Origin of the sequence: Ferranicluibacter rubi (genome assembly GCF_011603255.1) — a bacterium.
Taxonomy (GTDB): Bacteria; Pseudomonadota; Alphaproteobacteria; order Rhizobiales; family Rhizobiaceae; genus Ferranicluibacter; species Ferranicluibacter rubi.
In genome coordinates this window covers 43,893-61,183 of sequence record NZ_JAANCM010000018.1, presented here as the reverse complement: position 1 = coordinate 61,183, position 17,291 = coordinate 43,893, and the positions used below count along the sequence as shown (strand labels likewise).

The window sequence follows — 17,291 nt, the reverse complement described above, 5'->3', positions numbered from 1 at the left end:
GGGGGTGGGTTGTTCCGGTTTGCAGTTACTACGACTTTATAAGGTCGCCATTGTAATCTGAGTTGGGATGAATAATCACATCGCTTTGATTTTCGTCACCACTGACGTAGGAAATTAGGGAGGATCTATCAAAGCGCTCTGCTCTCCAGTCAGAGAGATAATCTCGATGTGATGATATGACCCTTCCAAGCCTCTTATTCGCTAGCTGAGCCGCGAGTGTTGGGTTTGATTTTACAACCATGATGTGACCTCCTGTATTAAAATCATACTCTCACGATTCGAAGGCTGCAGCCATGACTCCACTCATCCCTCGCATCGAATTTCCCGAGATAGTGATAGGCTTGGTGTCCCCTATCGGAACCCCCCTTGTCGAAACAATATCCGAGTTAAAAAAGTTTTTTAGCTCAGTTGGTTATACCGTCCATGAACTTCGTGTTACCGACCTCTTTAAACGTATGGAAAAAATCGTTGTTCCACGAAAAGAGCTTGTAAATAAACCTCTAAATAAGCGGTATGACAGCTATATATCCTATGGCAATCAACTGAGAGAGTTTGCCAACGATCCATCTGTTCTAGCTGCGCTCACTGTTCAGTCTATCGTTGAATCTCGAATGAACAAAAGTGATATTAGCAACGATAAGTTTACCAAAAATGTATTTATCGTTCATCAATTTAAGAGGCCTGAAGAAATAGATTTGCTACGCTCGGTGTATGGAAAAGTATTTTTTCAAATATCTGTTTACTCAATGAGGTCATCAAGAGTTGATTATCTTGCTAGGAAATTTGCCGAAGACGCTGGACAAGCGGTACATGCATCGTTCCGATCAAGCGCTGAGCAGCTTGTCGATACTGATGAAAATCAATTGAAAGAGCCGTTTGGGCAGCGTGTCGCCAAGATATTTCATGATGCGGATCTTGTTCTGAACCGCGATGTTAGATCTCCACCATTGGTGGAGCAGCTTAATCGTTTTCTTGAGCTTTTATTTTCTTCTAATACTATTACTCCAAGTAAAATGGAATATGGAATGTTTGCAGCGAAGTCTGCAGCGCTGCGAACTTCCGATCTTTCGCGTCAAGTCGGTGCAGCAATTTTCAGTTCAAAAGGCGAAATAATAGCGCTCGGTTCAAACGAGGTTCCGAAAGCCGGGGGTGGAACCTACTGGCCGGACGAAAAATATGATGATCGAGAGTTTCAACGGAAAACCGACTCTAACGATAGACGAAAAAAGGAACTACTCGAAGAGATATTGCGGGTAGTCGATGTACCTATGGATTCTTTAAGTTCAGAAAAATTAAAAAGGCTAAGTAACACTGGTTTTATGGATGCGTTGGAGTACGGGCGCATTGTTCACGCTGAAATGTCAGCAATTACAGATGCTGCCCGCTTGCGCGGCGCTTTGTCTGGATCTGTACTTTACACAACTACCTTTCCTTGTCACATGTGCGCAAAACATATAGTCTCCAGTGGCATAAGCCAAGTTTACTATTTGGAGCCTTATCCGAAAAGCTTGGCGTCACGTCTTCATGCAGATTCAATCAATATCGACCGGCAAGAGCGCGGTGAATATCATGATTATCCTTCTGTCGATTTTTCGCATTTCTTCGGAATAACGCCAAGAAGATATCGCGAATTATTTCAACGTAACAAACGTAAAGACGACGAAGGAACCTTGCAAGATTATACCGATGATAACAAAATACCCTACGTTGACCTAAAATCACCATTCTATGCCTATCTAGAAGACACAGTTATGGAAAGCTTAAGAACAGCACTACATACTATAGAGGTTGATGGGCAGCTTTAGTTGTTGCTCACCGCCCCGGCCGCCCGGTCTTCCCCTTCGTCCGCCCCTTCTGCCGCTTCACATCCCCCGCATCCTCATAGCTTCCGACACCCGCCTTCGCCCGAACCAGCGGGCGCGGGTCGTCTTTGGCTTGTTCCGGCAGGCCTTCCGTCAGCGGTGAGAAGCGTTTCGTGGCCTTTGCTGCGTCGGGTTTGACCGGCAGGGCGCCGGGGACGGGTTTTTCGGTGCGGCCGACGGTCATTTCGTCGAGGTCGTTGCGGCGGAAGAGGGGGCGTTCGGTGTCGGTGCCGGGGCCCATATTGTCGAGGGTGTTCTGGCGGAAGAGGGAGGGTGCGGGTTGTGGCTGCCCCTCATCCGCCCTGCGGGCACCTTCTCCCGGCGCGCGGGGAGAAGGACTGGCGCCCGTGGCGCTGTCTGCGTCCTCGTCTGCCGTAGCATTCGGGTCTCGCGTAGCTTTCGATTTACCGGTGGCGACTTCCTGCCCCTTCGCCGCGTCTCTTGCCTTGGCGGTCTTCTGGTCGGCCTTGCTAACAAAACCTTCCTGGGCCTTTGCCTCCTGCCGGGCCATCGGGTCGTCCATGGTGGCGAGTTCGGTGGCTTTGAGGCGTTTGATTTCGTCGCGGAGGCGGGCGGCGGTTTCGAAGTCGAGGTCGGTGGCGGCGTTGCGCATCTGTTTTTCGAGCGCTTCGAGATGGGCGGCGAGGTTGTTGCCGACCATGTGGCCGACGGAGCCGAAGCCCTTGCCGGAGGCGCCTGCGATGTCGGCGCGGACGTGGTCGCGCTCATAGACCGAGTCGAGGATGTCGGAGATCTTCGCCTTGACGGATTCCGGGGTGATGCCGTGGGCCTCGTTATAGGCCATCTGCTTTTCGCGGCGGCGGGAGGTTTCGTCCATGGCGCGCTGCATGGAGCCGGTGACCTTGTCGGCATAGAGCACGACCTTGCCGTCGACGTTTCGCGCGGCGCGACCGATGGTCTGGACGAGGGAGGTTTCCGAGCGGAGGAAACCTTCCTTGTCGGCATCGAGGATGGCGACGAAGGCGCATTCGGGGATGTCGAGGCCTTCGCGCAGCAGGTTGATGCCGACGAGGACGTCGAAGGCGCCGAGCCGGAGATCGCGGATGATCTCGATGCGCTCCAGCGTGTCGATGTCGGAGTGCATGTAGCGGACGCGGATGTTCTGCTCGTGCAGATATTCGGTGAGGTCTTCCGCCATGCGCTTGGTCAGCACGGTGCAGAGCGTGCGGTAGCCCTTGGCGGCGGTCTCGCGGATTTCGCCCAGCACGTCATCCACCTGGCTTTTGGCCGGGCGCACCTCGACCGGGGGATCGATGAGGCCCGTCGGGCGGATGACCTGCTCGGCGAAGACGCCGCCGGCCTGCTCCATTTCCCAGGCGGCCGGGGTGGCGGAGACCGCGACCGTATCGGGGCGCATGGCGTCCCATTCCTCGAAGCGGAGCGGGCGGTTGTCCATGCAGGAGGGCAGGCGGAAGCCGTATTCGGCAAGGGTTGCTTTTCGCCGAAAGTCGCCCCGGTACATGCCGCCGATCTGGCTGACGGAGACGTGGCTCTCGTCGATGAAGAGCAGGGCGTTGTCGGGGATGTATTCGAACAGGGTCGGTGGCGGCTCGCCGGGGCGGCGGCCGGTGAGGTAGCGGGAATAGTTCTCGATGCCGGCGCAGGAGCCGGTGGCCTCCAGCATCTCGATGTCGTAGCGCGTGCGCTGCTCCAGCCGCTGGGCTTCCAGCAGGCGGCCGGCCTTTTCCAGCTCGGCGAGGCGAAGCTTCAGCTCCTCCTTGATCGATTTGATGGCGGCGTTGAGCGTCGGGCGCGGGGTGACGTAGTGGCTGTTGGCGTAGATCTTGACCGACTTCAGGTCGCCGGTCTTGTTGCCGGTCAGCGGGTCGAACTCGGTGATGGCGTCGATCTCGTCGCCGAACATGGAGATGCGCCAGGCCGCATCCTCCAGGTGGGCGGGGAACAGTTCGATCGTGTCGCCCCGGACGCGAAAGCTGCCGCGCTGGAAGTCCATGTCGCGGCGCTTGTACTGCTGGGCGACGAGGTCGGCCAGCAGCTGGCGCTGGTCGAGGCGGTCGCCGACCGACATCTGGAACGCCATGGCGGTGTAGGTCTCGACCGAGCCGATACCGTAGATGCAGGAGACCGAGGCGACGATGATGACGTCGTCGCGCTCCAGCAGCGAGCGGGTGGCGGAGTGGCGCATGCGGTCGATCTGCTCGTTGATCGAGCTTTCCTTCTCGATGAAGGTATCCGACCGCGGCACATAGGCTTCCGGCTGGTAGTAGTCGTAATAGGAGACGAAATACTCCACCGCATTGTTGGGGAAGAAGTTCTTGAACTCGGAATAGAGCTGGGCGGCCAGCGTCTTGTTGGGCGCGAGGATGACGGCGGGGCGCTGGGTGGCCTCGATCACCTTGGCCATGGTGAAGGTCTTGCCCGAGCCGGTGACGCCGAGCAGGACCTGGCTGCGCTCGCCATTGTTGAGGCCTTCCACGAGGTCCTTGATGGCCGTCGGCTGGTCGCCGGCCGGCTGGTACTCGCTGACCATCTCGATATGGATGCCGCCTTCGGACTTGGACGGGCGGGCGGGACGATGCGGCGTCCACATCTTGCCGTCCTTGAACAGCGGATTGCCGCTTTCGATCAGGCTCGCCAGCGCATCCACCGTGGCGGTGACGGCGCCGGGCGCGAGGGTGGCGGAGTCCTCCAGCGAGATGTCCATGCCGGAGACCGCGGGCAGGCCGGCGGCGGCGCGCGACTTCGGATCGCTGGCGCCGCCCATGGAGGTGCCGCGCGCGGATTTCGAGGTTTTGAGGGCGGGCTCGACCGGCTTCGCCTTCGCCTTGGCGGCGGCGATCTCGACCTGCTTGCGGTGCTTGCCGGCTTTCGAGGCGACATCGCGGCGGGTCTCGTGCGAGGTCGCCTCGGCCTCGGCTTCGAGCTGCTTCACCCAGTCGGCGACGGAACCGGATATGGGGGCGCCTTCGAACGGCGCCTGGGGAGCTTCTTCGAACCCGGATGTCTCACGCGGGGAAGCAGCTGTTTTCTTCGGGGATCTGGCCATGGCGGAAATATGGAGAGAGTCTCGGCGAAAGTGAAGGGGAGAAGAACACATCGGGTACGACGCCCGGGGGGCGATCAAGTTTGTGACGGGTTCGTTGCGGACTCTCGTCCCGGCTCGTCTTCGGACATTTCGTGCAACTTTGCGACGCATCGCTCATACATTAGAAACCATTTGCACAGCATCTTCTCCTTCTGAATTAAAAAGATGGGGGACTGGACAATGAAGTATTTTCGAATTTCCGTGCGGCTCTATGCGCTGGTGGCGATGGCATTGCTGATCATGGCGGGTGCCCTGACGTTTTCGCTGTTCCAGGCGCATGACCGGCTGGTGACCGAGCGCAAGGCCCTGCTTGCGGCGATGGACCAGAGCGCCATCGGCATCTTTACCTATTATAACGGGCTGGAGACGGCCGGCAAAATGACTCAAGGCGCCGCGCAGGCCGCCGCGCTCGATGCGGTCCGCGCCATGCGCTTCCAGAACAGCGGCTATCTCTGGATCAACGACATGCAGCAGCGCGTCATCATGCATCCGATCAAACCGGAGATGGAAGGCACGGACCAGAGCGCTACCGCCGATCCCAACGGCAAGCACCTGTTCACGGAATTCGTCAAGGTGGTGAAGGCGCAGGGGCAGGGCACGGTCGACTACTATTGGGCGAAGCCCGGCGTCGACAAGCCTGTGCTGAAATATTCCTACGTCATCGGCTTCCAACCCTGGGGATGGGTCGTTGGCACCGGGGTCTATGCGGACGATCTCGCGGCGATGTTCCGGCAGGGGCTGATCCAGCTTTCGGTGATCTCCGGCGTGGCCGCCCTGCTGATCCTCGGCGTCGCGCTCGCGGTCGTGCGCAGCGTGGTCGGCCCGGTGGAGCGGCTGAAGGCCTCAATGCTGGCGATCTCCCGGGAAGACGTCTCGTCACCGGTGCCGGAGACGGATCGCGGCGACGAGATCGGCCAGATGGCGAGCGCGCTCGGCGTGCTGCGCGACAGCGTCTCCGAGCGGATCGCCCAGCGGGCGCGCGAGGCGACGCAGCAAGGCGAGATAGAGACCGAGCGTCGCGGTAACGAAGCGCGCACGGCACGCCAGACGCAGGAGCAGGCGGACGCCATGGCCACCATCGGCAATGCGCTGGAAGCGCTGGCACGCGGCGACCTGACGGCGGAGATCGGCGCGATCTCGCCGGAATATGCCAAGCTGCGCGACGACTTCAACGATGCGGTGGCGGCGCTGGCCGGTGCCGTGCAGTCCATCGCGCGCTCCACCGACGTCGTGCACGAGAATGCCGGCGACATTTCTGAGGCGGCCGGCAACCTGTCGCGGCGCACGGAACAGCAGGCGGCGGCGCTGGAGGAGACGGCGGCAGCGCTCGACCAGATCACATCGACGGTGCGCAACGCCTCCGAGCGGGCCGGCGAGGCGCGCAGCATGGTGGCGGAGACCAAATCGAGCGCGGCGAAATCCGGCGAGATCGTGCGCAGCGCCATCGCGGCCATGAGCCGGATCGAGGGCTCCTCGGAACGCATCAGCCAGATCATCGGCGTGATCGACGAGATCGCCTTCCAGACCAACCTGCTGGCGCTGAATGCCGGCGTCGAGGCGGCCAGGGCGGGCGAGGCGGGCCGCGGCTTTGCCGTCGTCGCGCAGGAAGTCCGCGAGCTGGCCCAGCGCTCCGCGCAGGCGGCCAAGGAGATCAAAGAGCTGATCCGCAGCTCGACCGGCGAGGTGGAAACCGGCGTCGCCCTCGTCCGCTCGACGGGTGATGCGCTGATGGAGATCGAAACGCTGGTCAACCGCGTCAACGACCACGTCGCCTCCATCGCCACCGCCGCCCGCGAGCAGGCGACGGGCCTGCAGGAGGTGAACGTCGCCGTCAACAGCATGGACCAGATGACCCAGCAGAACGCGGCCATGGTCGAGGAAACCACGGCGGCCAGCCAGACTCTGGCGCAGGAAAGCCGCACGCTGAAGGATCTGCTGCAGACCTTCCGGCTTGCCGGCGACGGGGAGCGATCGGTGCGACGGGCGGCCTGAGGCGGGCGAGAGCTTTGTGGGAAGGGCGTTGCGGGAGCGGCGCCCTTTTTGCGTTGGGGGAGGTGGTGTTCGGCAGTAGGAGTAGGAGTAGGAGTAGGAGTAGGAGTAGGCAGTAGGCAGTAGGCAGTAGGCAGTAGGCAGTAGGCAGTAGGCAGTAGGCAGTAGGAGATTGGTCCTCAGCCGTAAGTCGTAAGCCGTGGGTGAGAGATGACCGGGTCGTCGGTACGATGGGTCGGCCGGCGTGCTTGGTCTCCAGGGGTTAGCGTTCGCCGGGGACGGGGGTGGGGTGGCCTTCGGCGTCGAGGGCGACCATGACGAAGGTGGCGTCGGTGACTTTTTCCATGCGGTCGGAGAGGTAGCGCTGGGCCCAGGCTTCGACCGTCAGCGTGATCGAGGTGCGGCCGACGGCGGCGATGTCGGTGTAGATGCAGAGGGTGTCGCCGATCTTGACCGGCAAAGCGAAGGCCATTTCGCGCACGGCGGCCGTGACGACGCGGCCACGGGCGCGCTCGGCGGCGCGGATGCCGCAGGAAAGGTCCATCTGGGCCATGACCCAGCCGCCGAAAATATCGCCCGCAGCATTGGCATCGGCCGGCATGGCCAGGGTTCGCAAGGTCAGTTCACCACTCGGCGTCGCCATGACAATCTCCGTTTGCTTCGGCGCCTGCGCACCGGGGATGGGGCCGTCCGGGGGCATGCCGTGGACGGGTTTGCGTGGTCCCGTGCGTATCGCGGTTACGGGCGTTCGTCATCCCCTCGATGGTGGAAAGTGGCGATGGCTTTGGTGTGGGATGTGTTGGGGCTTTGCAGTGGGCTCTTGTGGCCGCGTCCGGGGATTCGCGCGCTGTCGTCGCGAGGTGGTGCGCGGGATGAGGATGCTTGGGACGCTCTGCGGGTGGGGTTTGCCCCTCACCCTAGCCCTCTCCCCGCTTGCGGGGCGAGGGGACGTGCCCTGCTTGGCGTTTTCAATTGCGGCAGTCCGGTGCCACAGGTCCCTTCGCCCCGCGTGCGGGGAGAAGGTCGCGGCAGCGGGATGAGGGGCGGTCTCTGCGCTATGTTTATGGGATTAAAGAAGAAAGGCCCTCTCTGCCCTGCCGGGTATCTCCCCCACAAGGGGGGAGAGGACTCGGCGCGCGCCTCAGCTTCAATCTTGAACGTTTCTTTGAAGCGAGCGGCCGGCCACGAGTCTTTTCCCCCCTTGTGGGGGAGATGGCCGGCAGGCCAGAGAGGGTTTTTCTTTTTTCGACCGGGGACACCAAACGTCGAGCGCGCCGCCCTCAGGCCGTTCCGGATGACGGGTCGGGGATGGTGGGGAGGCCGAGGCGGAGGCGTTGGCCTCGGGCGTAGCTGAGGGCCCAGTCGTGCTGGACGAAGGATTGCCGGCGCTCGACGCCGTCCTCGACGATGACGACGTTCCATTCGTCGCGGTCGGCGACGACGGTGACGGCCATACCTGCGAGGGCACCGGGGCCTGCGAGGGTATCGGGCGTTCTGTTTTCCATGGTCTGCTGCATATGGTCCATGCCCGGCCCTCTTTTCCCGCATGAGCATTTCCGGTGAGCACAGGTCACCCGAAATGCGTCTCCTCTCCGTCTTCCGCATTCCCCGACGCGATACCGCTCCGGCTGGAATGCTCCCGATGTCTTCGCATGACGGCCCGTGTTTCGTTGCCAGGCCGTGCTGCGATCACCGTTTCATGCTGTCCTGTCCCGAGCCCCCTCGGGATGCGGACGTAAGACGCCCGTACCGGCGATGCGCGAAGGCTTGGCCGGTGCGTTGACGATAGCGGGTTTGCGCGCCGGAGTAAACGGCGACGGGTGGTCCGAAACCGCGCTATAGCATTCCTCCGTCAGGATTCTCACCTGACGGAGGAATGCTATAGAGTCAAAATGTAGAGCGACCTTTGCGCGTTCGATCGCGCGCGCGGCGCTCTATCGTAATCTTTCATTTACCATGATTGCCTAAAGTCGAGCGATTGGCTATCGCCCGCGCCGCGTGCCCGGAAATGACCGAAGAGGGGCGGCAGTCTTCTCCGGCGTGCGACCCTTCTCTGGTTCTGCCCGGCAAATCCGGTCCTGTCGGAGGGCCGGGGTCTTCTCCGGGAAACCGGTTCCGTTCGAAAGGCGATATCCGGCATGGCGAACCATTCACAGGCTTCCAGACGTATTTCTCGCCGACCGTTGGTTTCCGTCGGGCTGATGCTGGCGCTGGCGGCGTGCTCCACGGATGTGCTGGAGCCGCCGGAGCGGATGAGCGGCGTGCGGCCCGTGACGGCAGCGCGGCAGGAGCGGGTGGCGACCTATCCCGTGCGCGAGGCGTCTTCGCCAATCCCCGCGAATGGTGTCGATATCGATAGCATGGTGACCGCCGCGCCCGTGGTCGGGCTGGCGGAGGAGCAGAGCCGCGATATTCATGCGGGGCAGAGTGTTCCTGCCAGTTTGGGGCCGAGTTCGGGACCGGTGCTGGTGGATGGGATCGGGACGAGCAGCGTGCATGTGCTTTCGGTGCCCACGCGCGCGACGGCTGCGGTCACGCCGGCTATGCCGGGCGATATTGCGTCGGCTGCGTCGGGCGGGGGCGATCCGGACCTGCCGCCGCTGACGCCCGAGCGGATGGAGATGGAAGCGCGGCGCAAGGCGCAGTTTCTGGAGCAGGAACAGCGGGTGATGATCGAGCGGCGGGACAAGGCGCGCGAGCAGCAGGTGGCCTTTTTGCCGCGGGCCGGCAATCCCGTCGATGCGGTTTCCGAACCGGATTTCAGCGGGCAGATGCCGGCCTCCGAGATTGCCTGTCGCAAGCGGCTGACGAAGCTGGGCGTGACCTTTACAGACGTGCCGCGCATCTCCAACGGACCGTCCTGCGGCATCGACTATCCGATCCAGCTTTCCGGCCTCTCGGGCGATATCAACGTCAAGCCGGCGGTGAAGCTGAACTGCGAGGTGACGGAAGCCTTTGCGCTGTGGGTGAAGAACGAACTCGCGCCGTCGGCCCGATACCGCTATCTCAGCGGTATCGGCACCATCAAGCCGCTCGGCGGCTATTCCTGCCGGACGATGAACTCGCGCCGCGGCGCGGCCATGTCCGAACACGCGCATGGCAATGCCATCGACGTCGGCAAGTTCGTGCTAAAGAACGGCAAAGAGATCGACGTGCGCAAGCCGGGCTTCTTCGCCTTTCGGGAAAAGGGTTTGCTGAAGGCGGTGCGGCAGTACAGCTGCAAATATTTCAACACGGTGCTGGGGCCGGGCAGCGATCCGTTCCACAAGGACCATTTCCACTTCGACCTGCGGTCACGGAAATCCGGCTATCGTCATTGTAGTTGACGAAACCAGTGGGCGGCGGAAAAAGAAGGCCGGTCTCCCGTTTTCAGACGGGTGCCGGCCTCAAGAAACCGGGCGGAGGGGACTGCCAGCCGATCGGTGCAAACCACAGAGGCGGGCAATGAAGCGGCGCCGTGTGCCCGGCGACCGTGATTGATTCTGGCGAAGGATTGATGACAGCGGAAAAGATCGGTTCAAGGTCGCCGGATGACTTTTGGCGGGGGAATGCCATATAAGGCATCCCGTCCCCAACAGTCCGGATCACCCCCATGGCGCCCATCGTCTCCGTTTCCCATCTCGTCAAGACCTACGGGTCCGGGTTCCAGGCGCTCAAAGGGGTTAGCCTCGATATCGAGGAGGGGGAAATCCTGGCGCTGCTCGGGCCGAACGGTGCGGGCAAGACCACGCTGATCTCCATCATCTGCGGCATCGTCAATCCGAGTTCCGGCACCGTGCTGGTGAACGGCCATGACGTGGTGAAGGATTTTCGGGCGACGCGGGCGATCATCGGGCTGGTGCCGCAGGAACTTACGACCGACCAGTTCGAGACGGTGTGGAACACGGTGTCGTTCTCACGCGGGCTGCACGGGAAGAAGGCCAACCCTGCCCATATCGAGAAGGTGCTGCGCGACTTGTCGCTGTGGGACAAGAAGGACAATATGCTGCGCGAGCTATCGGGCGGCATGAAGCGGCGCGTGCTGATCGCCAAGGCGCTCTCCCACGAGCCGCGCATCTTGTTTCTCGACGAGCCCACCGCGGGCGTGGATGTGAATCTTCGCAAGGACATGTGGAAGGTGGTTCAGACGCTGCGCGAAGGCGGCGTGACCATCATCCTGACGACGCACTACATCGAGGAGGCCGAGGAGATCGCCGACCGGGTGGGCGTCATCAATGGCGGCGAGATCCTGCTGATCGAGGAGAAGAGCGCGCTGATGAAGACGCTCGGCCGCAAGCAGCTGCGCATCGAGCTTGCCGAGCCGGTGACGGTGCTGCCTCAGGGGCTGGAGCCCTATCATTTGAAGCTCGAGGATGACGGCGGGCGGCTGATCTACGACTACGACGCGTCCGGCGGGCGCACCGGCATCACGACGCTGCTGGCCGCCATCGCAGAAGCGGGGTTGCGGATCAAGGACATCTCGACGCGGCAGAGCACGCTCGAGGATATTTTCGTGGAACTGGTGGAGAAGCGGGCATGAATTTCGAAGCGGTCAAGGCGATCTACCTGTTCGAAATGGCGCGCACGCGGCGCACGCTGCTGCAGAGCGTGGTGTCTCCCGTCATCTCCACCTCGCTCTATTTCATCGTCTTCGGTGCGGCGGTGGGCTCGCGCATCCAGGAGATCGACGGCGTCTCCTACGGCGCGTTCATCACGCCCGGGCTGATCATGCTGACGCTGCTGACGCAGTGCATCGGCAACGGCTCGTTCGGCATCTATTTCCCAAAATTCACCGGCACGATCTACGAGATCCTGTCGTCGCCGATCTCCATGACCGAGATCGTGCTCGGCTATGTCGGGGCGGCGGCGACCAAGGGTATGCTGGTCGGGCTGATCATCCTCGCCACGGCCGCGCTGTTCGTGGACCTCTCGATCGCCCACCCCTTCGTCATGCTGGTGTTTTTCGTGCTGACGGCGGTGACCTTCTCGCTGTTCGGCTTCCTCATCGGCATCTGGGCCAAGGATTTCGAGCAGCTGAACCTCATTCCCATGCTGGTCATCCCGCCGCTCGTCTTCCTTGGCGGCAGTTTCTATTCGGTCTCGATGCTGCCGCCCTTCTGGCAGGCGGTCAGCCACGCCAACCCGGTGCTCTACCTCATCTCCGGCTTCCGCTGGTCGTTCTTCGAGATCTCGGAGGTGAGCCCGCTGGTCAGCTTCGGCATCATCATCGCGTTTCTAGCGGTACTGATGGGACTGCTGGTGTGGATCTTCCGGACGGGGTATCGGTTGAGGAATTAGGGGCGATCGTATCGCCTTGCCGATCCTCATGGAGTGCTATATAAGTAGCACATTCTGGAGGGTGCTCGGATGTCCAACACAGCTAAAATTCGCCGTCAGGGCGGCGCCACGGTCTTCAGCATTCCGCCTGCGCTTCTGAAGATGCTGGGCGCGGACGTCGGCACGGAGCTGGCGCTGATTGTCGACAATGGTGCGCTCGTCGCAACGCCGCTGAAGACGAAGAAGAGATATACGCTTGCCGAGCTTCTGGAAGGCGCCGACGAAATGGTGGCCCTGAACAAGCAGGCAGCGGACTGGGAGGCTGGCGCGCCTGTCGGGAATGAAGTGCTCTGATGGTCCGGAGCAATGTTCCGAAACGAGGTGACGTCTTCGTCGTCGATCTGAACCCCGTCGTCGGACATGAGATGAAGGACAATCATCGCTGCGTCGTCATCTCGCCGCGCGAGATCAACGCGCTAGGGATGTGCCTCACGGTGGCCATCACGACGGGTGGGGCTTTTGCCCGAAAAGCCGGCATGGCCGTCAATATTACCGGACACGCAACCAATGGCGTTGCTCTGTGCAATCAGGTCCGAAGCCTGGATATCGTAGAACGGGTCAGACAAAAGACCGCTCGATACACCGATACCCTCGATGCCGCGACGGTTGACGATATCGTCGCCCGCGTGGTCGGCATCATCGACATCGCCTAATTCTGACTTAATCCCGCAATCGCAACTCGTCCGTCTTCATCTGCATCATGTCGAGCGTGGAGAGGAAGCTCATGCCCAGCAGGCTCTGATCGAGCTTGCCGTCTTCGGCGACGGTGGCGCGGACGTCGTTGCGGATAATGGGACCGATGGCGACTTGTGACAAGGTGACGGGGGCGCCGCGGGCTTCGCCGTTGGCGGTCATCAGGCGCTGGGTATAGGCGAGGTTTTCGGGGTCGAGGCCGAGGTTCTTGGCGTCGGCGTAGGAGAGGGCGATGGTGCTGGCGCCGGTATCGACCAGCATCTGGACGCTCGCGCCGTTGACGGCGACGTTCGCCTCGAAATGGCCGTTCATGACCTTGTGCAGCACGACTTCCTGATAGCCTTCATTGTCGGTGAAGACGGCGGCGCGGCCGGGCATGAGGCCGCCGGAGAGGCGTGCCCAATAGGATTCGAGCTCGCCGCGATAGAGATAGGCGGTGACGACGGCGAGGAAGATCAGCACCCACAAGGCGAACTGCCGGACGCTGTCGCTTAAGGTGCGGCTGCGCCAGATGCCGGCAGCAAAGACGGTGAGGAGGGCCGTCATGCCGATCAGGCTCGCAAAGCTGTCATTGCCGAGACCCAGCGTACGCCCGCTGTCGTGATTGAAAAGCAGAAGGACGAGCCCCAGGCCGAGAATGCCGAGCGCGACGGTCAGCCTGTTCATTTTCTCGTGCGCTCCCGGGCCATGCGGTCGTTGCGGACGCTCCGCGTTTCCAGACGTGAACCGGCATCGAGCGCGCTCATGCGCGTGTGCAAGCCGGTCATGATGTGGCGGCGCTCGCGGTCGCTGAAGAGCGTCCATGTCGCGATCTCGTCGCCCGTTCGCCCGCAGCCGCGACAGTAGCCGGTGGCAGCATCGATGGAGCAGACGGAGGTACAGGGTGATTCCATGAAAGGTCCGGGCTGGGCGTGATGTGTCGTTATATCGGCGCCTCAGGCGAAGATCGCAAGGGCGACGAGGAGGGCTGTTTCCGTCAGCTGTTGTGTGGCTCCGATTGTGTCGCCCGTATGGCCCGAAATCCTCTCCCGCACATATCGTGTCCAGAGCGGAACCGCGGCTGCGAAGGCGGCAAAGGCGATGAGGGCGGCGAGGAGCGGGACGCCGGCCACCAGCAGGAGAAGACCGGAAAGCACGGTGCCGGTGGCGAGCGCCGTGGTGACGGCGGCGGGCTGCGGCTGGCCGGCACCGGCGGCCACGCCGGTGTCGCGCGCCGGCGGCAGCTGCGACCAGTGCCAGACCATGCCCGCCCGGCTGAGCGCGGCGATGGCCATGAGCGCCAGCGCGCAGCCGGCGCTTGAGAGATGATCCGCGAGATCGGCGATGGCCACGGCCCGGAGCGCGAGCGTGAGCACCAGCGCGATGACGCCATAGGCACCGACGCGGCTGTCCTTCATGATCTCAAGGGCATGGCCGCGCGTGCGCCCGCCGCCGAGCCCGTCTGCCGCATCCGCAAGGCCATCCTCGTGCAGCGCGCCGGTGACGAGGGTCTGCACCGTCAGGGCGAGAAGGGCGGCGAGCAGCGGATCGGCATCGAAGGCCAGGGACAGGGCGAAGACGAGGCTTGCCGGCAGGGTGATGAGGAGACCGGCGAGCGGGAAGGCGCGCACCGTGCGGCCCATGCGGCCGTCATCGTCTTCGAAGAAGCGGGCGGGCACGCGCAGGCGGCTGAGGAAGGCGATGGCGCGCATCGTATCGGTGAGGAAGGCGGTGGCAGGGTTCGTCACGCGTTTTGCTCCTGCGGGTGTCGTGTCTGGCGGCGAAGGTCCGGCATAAGCCGTTGCCGGAGATCGTCATGCGCTTTAAGAGACTGTTTGAAAACCCGGACGGGTCGATCCGGCGGTGCTTTTCGTGCCCCGGTGCGTCGAGAATCTTGCCGATATCTCAGGATATCGGCTGCGATCCTCTTCTGCCGGAGCGCGAGAATCCCTCGCCAGCTCTCAGCCGCCGGGTTTCCAAGCAGCCTCTAAGAGGGCGCGAGACAAGATGACGTGCCGACGCTTCGCCTGACGATCAGCCGGGCAGCGCGAGCGGCCAGTGACCGGCTGACAAGCAGCCGGAGGAAAGGGATAGCCAGATGAGTGCCAGCGGTCTTCCGTTCGACGATTTTCGCGCGCTTCTGCGCCAGCTGCCGGGCCCTGATTCCGGCGCACTGGCGGCAGCCCGTGCGCGCGATGCGCAGCTGACCAAGCCGGCGGGCGCGCTCGGCCGGCTGGAGGAAATCGCCTTCTGGCTGGCGGCGTGGCAGGGTCGTGCGCCGGCCGTGACACGGCCGCTGGTCGCGATTTTCGCCGGCAACCACGGCGTCGCCGCACAGGGCATCACGCCCTATCCGCCGTCGGTGACGGCGCAGATGGTGGAGAACTTCGCGGCCGGCGGGGCCGCCATCAACCAGATCTGCGTGACCAACGATCTCGGGCTGAAGGTGTTCGACCTCGCGCTCGACTACCCCACCGGCGACATCACGCAGGAAGCGGCGCTGACGGAGCGCGACTGCGCGGCGACCATGGCTTTTGGCATGGAAGCGGTTGCTGGCGGCACGGACTTGCTCTGCATCGGCGAAATGGGCATCGGCAATACGACGATTGCGGCGGCCATCAACCTTGCGCTCTATGGCGGTTCGGCGCGCGACTGGGTGGGTCCGGGCACGGGCTCGCACGGGGAGCTGCTGGAGCGCAAGATCGCCGCCGTTGAGGCCGCGGTGACGCTGCATGGCGACCATCTCTCCGATCCGCTGGAGGTGCTGCGGCGCCTCGGCGGGCGCGAAGTGGCGGCGATGGCTGGCGCGATCCTCGCCGCCCGCATGCAGAAGATCCCTGTGATCATCGACGGCTATGTCGCAACCGCCGCCGGCGCCATCCTCAAGGCCATCAATCCGGCCGCCCTCGACCACTGCCTGATCGGCCACGTCTCCGGCGAACCCGGTCACATGGCCGCCATCGAACAGCTGGGCAAGACGCCGCTGCTGGCGCTCGGCATGCGGCTCGGTGAGGGGACCGGGGCGGCGCTTGCGGCCGGCATCGTGAAGGCGGCGGCGGCGTGTCATTCGGGTATGGCGACGTTCGAGCAGGCGGGGGTGAGTGGGCGGACGGAGTGAAGGGTTGGTTTCACAGGGGTGATGCTTTCGTCGGACTGTGGCTGAACGTCTCTCTCGTGGCTGCCCCTCACCCTAGCCCTCTCCCCGCATGCGGGGAGAGGGGACGTGGCCTGCTCAGTGTTTTGATGTGAGGTGGAAGCGGTGCCTCGGGTTCCTTCGCCCCGCGTGCGGGGAGAAGGTGGCGGCAGCCGGATAAGGGGCTGTTTTCGGGTGCGGTTTTGAAGAAAGACCCTCTCTGGCCTGCCGGCCATCTCCCCCACAAGGCGGGAGAAGACTCGTGGGGCTCGCTCGCTTCCTCCGACGCCTGGTAATCTGGGCGAGCGGCCAGCCCCGGGTCTTCTCCCCCCTTGTGGGGGAGATGGCCGGCAGGCCAGAGAGGGTTTTCCTTGACTTACCGCGTCCCGTCCAGCGCGCGCTCGATGGCTTTGGCGTCTTGCCAGAGGGCTTCCATGCGGTCCAGCGTGGCGGCTTCCAGGCTTTCGCCTGATGCTTGAAGTTCCGTCTCGATGTGGCGGAAGCGGCGGCGGAATTTGGTGTTGGTGCCGCGGAGCGCCATTTCGGGGTCGGTGCCGGTGTGGCGGCCGATGTTGACCACGGCGAAGACGAGGTCGCCGAGTTCGTCGGTGACTTTGGCCGTGTCGCCGCTGCGGAGCGCCTCGCGCAGTTCTGCGATTTCCTCCTCGATCTTGTCGAGGATGGGCTCGGGTTCCGACCAGTCGAAGCCGACTTTGGCAGCGCGTTGCTGGAGCTTCAGGGCTTCGCTCAGGGCCGGCTGGTGGCGCTGGACGCCGTCGAGGAAGCCGGACGCGTCGTCGGTCATCGCCCGGCGGAGGCGGCGGGCGCGGCGTTCGGCTTTTTCGGCTTGCTTGATCGCATCCCACTGGAGCTTGACGGCGTCGGGCGTATCGGCATCCGAGCGGGCAAAGACGTGGGGGTGGCGGCGGATCATCTTGGTGGTGACGGCCTCGACCACGTTGCCGAAGTCGAAGGCGCCGGCTTCCTCGGCGATCCGCGCGTGGAAAACCACTTGCAGGAGGAGGTCGCCCAGTTCCTCGCAGAGGTCGTCCATGTCGTCGCGCTCGATCGCGTCGGCGACCTCGTAGGCCTCCTCGATCGTGTAGGGCTTGATGGTCTCGAAGGTCTGGACGATGTCCCAGGGGCAGCCGGTTTCGGGCGCGCGCAGGGCGGACATGATGTCGAGGAGCTGATGGATGTCGCGTGAGGGCTGCATCGCGTCGGTCATCGGGCGGATTTCCGCATCGGGGGA

General features: G+C 62.8%; 15 protein-coding genes. 8 read left to right on the top strand and 7 right to left on the bottom strand.

The genetic code is table 11. From position 1 onward, the window contains the following. Positions 1–293: 293 nt before the first annotated feature. Complete coding sequence (locus G8E10_RS23830) at positions 294–1,805, top strand: anti-phage dCTP deaminase (protein WP_167130926.1); 1,512 nt, start codon at positions 294–296, stop codon at positions 1,803–1,805. Between the two features lie 7 nt (positions 1,806–1,812). On the opposite strand, the gene uvrB is transcribed toward G8E10_RS23830, so the two are convergent. Continuing rightward, the gene (gene uvrB, locus G8E10_RS23825; RefSeq protein WP_167130925.1) at positions 1,813–4,890 is read right to left on the bottom strand and encodes an excinuclease ABC subunit UvrB; all 3,078 of its coding nucleotides are present in this window, start codon (positions 4,888–4,890) and stop codon (positions 1,813–1,815) included. A gap of 219 nt (positions 4,891–5,109) precedes the next feature. Here uvrB and G8E10_RS23820 point away from each other — a divergent pair, with 219 nt between their 5' ends. Then, complete coding sequence (locus G8E10_RS23820; RefSeq protein ID WP_132663114.1) at positions 5,110–6,921, top strand: methyl-accepting chemotaxis protein; 1,812 nt, start codon at positions 5,110–5,112, stop codon at positions 6,919–6,921. 259 nt (positions 6,922–7,180) lie between these two features. Here the strand turns inward: G8E10_RS23820 and G8E10_RS23815 are convergent, their stop codons facing one another. Both G8E10_RS23815 and G8E10_RS23810 read right to left on the bottom strand, forming a co-directional pair. After that, positions 7,181–7,561, bottom strand: a complete 381-nt coding sequence (locus G8E10_RS23815; protein ID WP_092934107.1) for an acyl-CoA thioesterase — start codon at positions 7,559–7,561, stop codon at positions 7,181–7,183. A gap of 637 nt (positions 7,562–8,198) precedes the next feature. Beyond that, entirely contained in the window at positions 8,199–8,444 is a 246-nt protein-coding gene (locus G8E10_RS23810) for a hypothetical protein (RefSeq protein WP_167130901.1), read from the bottom strand. A 612-nt stretch (positions 8,445–9,056) separates the two neighbouring features. Here G8E10_RS23810 and G8E10_RS23805 point away from each other — a divergent pair. The 5 genes from G8E10_RS23805 (at position 9,057) to mazF (ending at position 12,887) form a co-directional block, all read left to right on the top strand. Next, on the top strand, positions 9,057–10,244 hold the full coding sequence (locus G8E10_RS23805) for an extensin-like domain-containing protein (protein WP_167130924.1): 1,188 nt from the start codon (positions 9,057–9,059) through the stop codon (positions 10,242–10,244). 266 nt (positions 10,245–10,510) lie between these two features. Next, positions 10,511–11,437, top strand: coding sequence for an ABC transporter ATP-binding protein (locus tag G8E10_RS23800; protein WP_167130923.1), 927 nt, complete (start codon positions 10,511–10,513; stop codon positions 11,435–11,437). Further along, positions 11,434–12,195 (top strand): ABC transporter permease, encoded by a 762-nt coding sequence (locus G8E10_RS23795; protein WP_167130922.1) that lies wholly within the window; start codon positions 11,434–11,436, stop codon positions 12,193–12,195. The genes G8E10_RS23800 and G8E10_RS23795 overlap by 4 nt, the downstream gene beginning before the upstream one ends. Before the next feature lie 69 nt (positions 12,196–12,264). Continuing rightward, a complete protein-coding gene (gene mazE / locus G8E10_RS23790; protein WP_167130921.1) occupies positions 12,265–12,528 on the top strand; it encodes a type II toxin-antitoxin system antitoxin MazE in 264 nt (87 codons plus the stop codon). Then, positions 12,528–12,887, top strand: coding sequence for a type II toxin-antitoxin system toxin MazF (gene mazF, locus G8E10_RS23785; protein WP_167130920.1), 360 nt, complete (start codon positions 12,528–12,530; stop codon positions 12,885–12,887). The genes mazE and mazF overlap by 1 nt, the downstream gene beginning before the upstream one ends. A gap of 7 nt (positions 12,888–12,894) precedes the next feature. Here mazF and G8E10_RS23780 read toward each other — a convergent pair whose 3' ends face one another. Genes G8E10_RS23780 through G8E10_RS23770 form a run of 3 tightly spaced genes read right to left on the bottom strand, consistent with a single transcriptional unit; the run spans position 12,895 to position 14,654 of the window. Beyond that, on the bottom strand, positions 12,895–13,593 hold the full coding sequence (locus G8E10_RS23780) for a retropepsin-like aspartic protease family protein (RefSeq protein ID WP_167130919.1): 699 nt from the start codon (positions 13,591–13,593) through the stop codon (positions 12,895–12,897). Further along, complete coding sequence (locus G8E10_RS23775) at positions 13,590–13,820, bottom strand: DUF1289 domain-containing protein (RefSeq protein ID WP_167130918.1); 231 nt, start codon at positions 13,818–13,820, stop codon at positions 13,590–13,592. Before G8E10_RS23775 ends, G8E10_RS23780 begins: the two co-directional genes overlap by 4 nt. A 42-nt stretch (positions 13,821–13,862) precedes the next feature. Continuing rightward, on the bottom strand, positions 13,863–14,654 hold the full coding sequence (locus tag G8E10_RS23770) for an adenosylcobinamide-GDP ribazoletransferase (RefSeq protein WP_343289870.1): 792 nt from the start codon (positions 14,652–14,654) through the stop codon (positions 13,863–13,865). A gap of 350 nt (positions 14,655–15,004) precedes the next feature. On the opposite strand from G8E10_RS23770, the gene cobT reads away from it, so the two are divergent. Then, positions 15,005–16,024, top strand: a complete 1,020-nt coding sequence (cobT, locus tag G8E10_RS23765; protein ID WP_167130917.1) for a nicotinate-nucleotide--dimethylbenzimidazole phosphoribosyltransferase — start codon at positions 15,005–15,007, stop codon at positions 16,022–16,024. 391 nt (positions 16,025–16,415) lie between these two features. Here cobT and mazG read toward each other — a convergent pair whose 3' ends face one another. After that, a complete protein-coding gene (mazG, locus tag G8E10_RS23760; RefSeq protein ID WP_167130928.1) occupies positions 16,416–17,255 on the bottom strand; it encodes a nucleoside triphosphate pyrophosphohydrolase in 840 nt (279 codons plus the stop codon). Positions 17,256–17,291: the final 36 nt, after the last annotated feature.